Raw genomic sequence first — 3,167 nt, 5'->3', positions numbered from 1 at the left:
TGGGCTCGATCCAATAAACGCTTGGGGAGAGAATACCTCTACTTTTTCAGAAGCAATTCTGTCTAAGCAAGTAATCTCTGTGAACCAAGAATCCCCGTCTCTTTAGAGCGGGGAGTGTCAAATCGGTAAACGCTGAATATCTCGGTTAGAACCAATCACCACCATTGCTAAATCCTTGTGTAATCTTTCTTGGGGATTGGGGTTAATCTTGAATTTTTCCGCATTACCGACAGCGACAATATTTAACCCATAACGATTACGAATTTCTAACTCTGCTAGGGTTTTACCGTGAAAAGCTTCCGGGACTTTTAACTCGACAATACTATGTTCGGGATCGAGATCAAATCGTTCTAAAATTGATGGTCTAGTTAAACGGTGCGCTAACTCACAACCAGCATCGTATTCGGGAAAAACTACTAAATCTGCACCAACTTTTTTGAGTAATTTTCCATGGATTTCTGTGGAGGCTTTAGCGGCGACAAAATTAACCCCCGCTTCCTTACAATTGAGAGTAGTAATGATACTTTCTTCCACGTATTTACCAATAGCGACAATCACCGTATCGGTTTCAAAAATTCCCGCTTCTCGCAGAGCGTTAGGTTTGGTAGAATCAAGCTCGATCGCATTATCTACTATCCGATCAGATAACGCTTGCGCTACTAATCCTTCGTCAATATCTGTCCCTACCACCTGATAACCTTGTTTGCGTAGGGTTTCACAAACGGCGCGCCCAAATCTGCCTAATCCGATGACGGCAAATTGGCGATTTTGGGGACGCATACTACTAAAAAATTTAATTGATTGCATAATTTTAATTGAAGCTGTTACGCATTTAAAATGCTAGTATCAATGAGTGAGGAGACAGGAGAAACTGATAACTGATAACTGATAACTGATATTAATTATCCCACTAAAAGGTTTTCTTCGGGGTAATTAATAACTGTTGGTTTTGGATCGCCGATAATAGCCGCTATTAAAAGTATAACTCCTACCCGTCCCAGATACATCATAAAAACAATAATTAACTTAGAAATCGGTGATAAAGCGGCGGTTATACCCATAGATAAGCCGACAGTTCCAAAGGCAGAAACTACCTCAAAAAACAGTTGAATCATTTTAAAATCTGTCTCCACAAATGAGATAGCTAGGGTGGAGATAATAATCGCTATAACCGAACCAAAAACCACCGCCATTGACTTTAAAATTAACGGCATGGGAATGCGTCTTTGATAAAGAGTCACTTCTTCATGTCCCCGTAAAACTGAGCGGGTACAGTTATATAAAATCCTAAAAGTTGTGGTTTTAATACCTCCCCCTGTACCGCTAGGACTGGCACCAATAAACATCAAAGCCATGGTAATTGATAAACCTTCTACGGAAATTTTACCGATATCAATGGTATTAAATCCTGCTGTTCTCGATGTTACCGATTGGAACCAAGCGGCCAGCAATTTATCTTTAATTGATAAATTAGCCAAAGTGTCAGTATTTCCCTGTTCAGTGAATAAAAAAGCTAATGTTCCTATCACTAACAAAAATATAGTTGTACTGATAGCAACTTTATAGTTAAGGGAAAAAACAAAGCCTTTTCGTTTATATTGAAAGCGGTGAATAAACCAAGTGTAAAACTCGATAATTACCTGATAACCGATACCTCCAAAAATGATCAACCCTGTGATAGATAGGTTAATAACAATTGAAGAATGATAGGAAATTAAGTTATCTTTAAACAAGCCAAAACCCGCATTATTCCAAGCACTAATACTATGAAATAAAGATAACCAGACCGCATACCTAAAATCATACTTTTGGGCGAAGACAGTTAACATAACAAAAGTTGCTGTTAACTCAAAAACTAAAGTAGTAGCAATCACTGATTTCATTAAACTTTGACTACCTTGTAGGAAAGGTCGATCAAAGGATTCTTGAATTGCTAACTTCTGTCTCAGGTCAAATTTTCGCCCAATTAATAACATTAAAAAAGTGGTAGTGGTCATATATCCCAGTCCACCCACTTGAATTAATAAAGCGATAAATAATTGACCCCAAAAAGAAAAATAAGTACCCGTATCTACCACTGCTAAACCCGTGACACAGACAGCAGAAGTGGAGGTAAAGAGGGCAACAATTGGATCATTCCAAGTGCCGCTAGTGGTAGAAACAGGCAACATCAACAGGGAAGTTCCCGCTAAAATTACCGCAATAAATCCCAAGCAAATTGTCCGGGCAATCGTCATATAAATTCCTTAGTGAAAGTAGCTAAGAGAAGATTGTTTTTGGGCTAACACTTCTTGATAAACTAACTGTAAGCGATCGATATTTTTGCTAAGAGTGTAAGAGTCTAAAACTCTTTGACGGGCTTTTTGACCTAAAATTGTGGTTAATTCGGGATGATCTCGTAATACAGGCAAGAGAGTTTTTAATTGGGTAATTAGTCCTTTAGTATCTAGAACTATTCCCGCACCTTTTAACACTTCCCCATCGGCACCCACATCCGTAGCCAGACAAGCAACACCGCAGGCCATCGCTTCCAAGAGGGAAATCGATAAACCCTCCACTAAAGAGGGTAAAATAAAGCCGTCAACCCCGCGCAAAATTTCAATTCGTTTATTTTCATCGCCGATAAAACCTAACCAGATAATACCATCTTCTTCTCCATAAAAAGGTTTAAGGGAAGGAGTTAACGGACCATCGCCAACAATGAGCAGTTTGCATCTATCCCCTAAATTGGTTTTTTTCCAAGCTTTCAATAAAGATTCTACATTTTTCTCCGGCATGATCCGACCGAGATAAACAAATAAACAATCAGCATTATATTGAGCTTTAATATTCGATGGTCCTGGACAATACTTATTAATATCAACCCCATTGGGAATAATTGCTAATTTTTCTTCGGGAACTCCCAATTTAACTAAAAAATCCCGTTGAGAGGTGGAAAAAATAATTACTTTATCGTAATTAGCTAAAAAAGGGGCGTGTAGTTGGTAGGTTAATAATTGGGTACTGGAGATGAGATTGCGAATTTTACTATCAAAAGCTGGGTGAAAAGTCGCCACCAGAGGCAAATCTAAAGACTCACAAATTTCTGGTAGCAGAAAATCGAGGGGAGACAGGGGTAAGGACGCATGAACTAGATCGGGTTTCAGTTCCCTGAGTTTATCCTGTAG

The 3,167-nt window shown here is 38.8% G+C and carries 3 protein-coding genes; all 3 read right to left on the bottom strand.

Annotated elements, in window-relative coordinates; all coding sequences use genetic code 11:
- Positions 1 to 117 precede the first annotated feature (117 nt).
- The gene (locus IQ242_RS20715) at positions 118 to 807 is read right to left on the bottom strand and encodes a TrkA family potassium uptake protein (RefSeq protein ID WP_002750520.1); all 690 of its coding nucleotides are present in this window, start codon (positions 805 to 807) and stop codon (positions 118 to 120) included.
- A gap of 95 nt (positions 808 to 902) precedes the next feature.
- The gene (locus IQ242_RS20710; protein ID WP_193961250.1) at positions 903 to 2,237 is read right to left on the bottom strand and encodes a TrkH family potassium uptake protein; all 1,335 of its coding nucleotides are present in this window, start codon (positions 2,235 to 2,237) and stop codon (positions 903 to 905) included.
- Between the two features lie 9 nt (positions 2,238 to 2,246).
- Positions 2,247 to 3,167, bottom strand: a 921-nt coding sequence (locus tag IQ242_RS20705) for a glycosyltransferase family 4 protein (RefSeq protein WP_193961249.1), incomplete at its 5' end; no start/stop codon positions are given.

The sequence above is a fragment of the Microcystis sp. LEGE 08355 genome (assembly GCF_015207185.1).
GTDB lineage: Bacteria > Cyanobacteriota > Cyanobacteriia > Cyanobacteriales > Microcystaceae > Microcystis > Microcystis panniformis.
Note: the sequence above shows the minus strand (reverse complement) of the source record. Positions and strands in the feature narration are given on the sequence as shown.

What these genes read in the sequence shown, in the direction of transcription:
- IQ242_RS20715 (WP_002750520.1), bottom strand. Translation starts at nt 807, where the DNA reads ATGCAATCAATTAAATTTTTTAGTAGTATGCGTCCCCAAAATCGCCAA.
- IQ242_RS20710 (WP_193961250.1), bottom strand. Translation starts at nt 2,237, where the DNA reads ATGACGATTGCCCGGACAATTTGCTTGGGATTTATTGCGGTAATTTTA.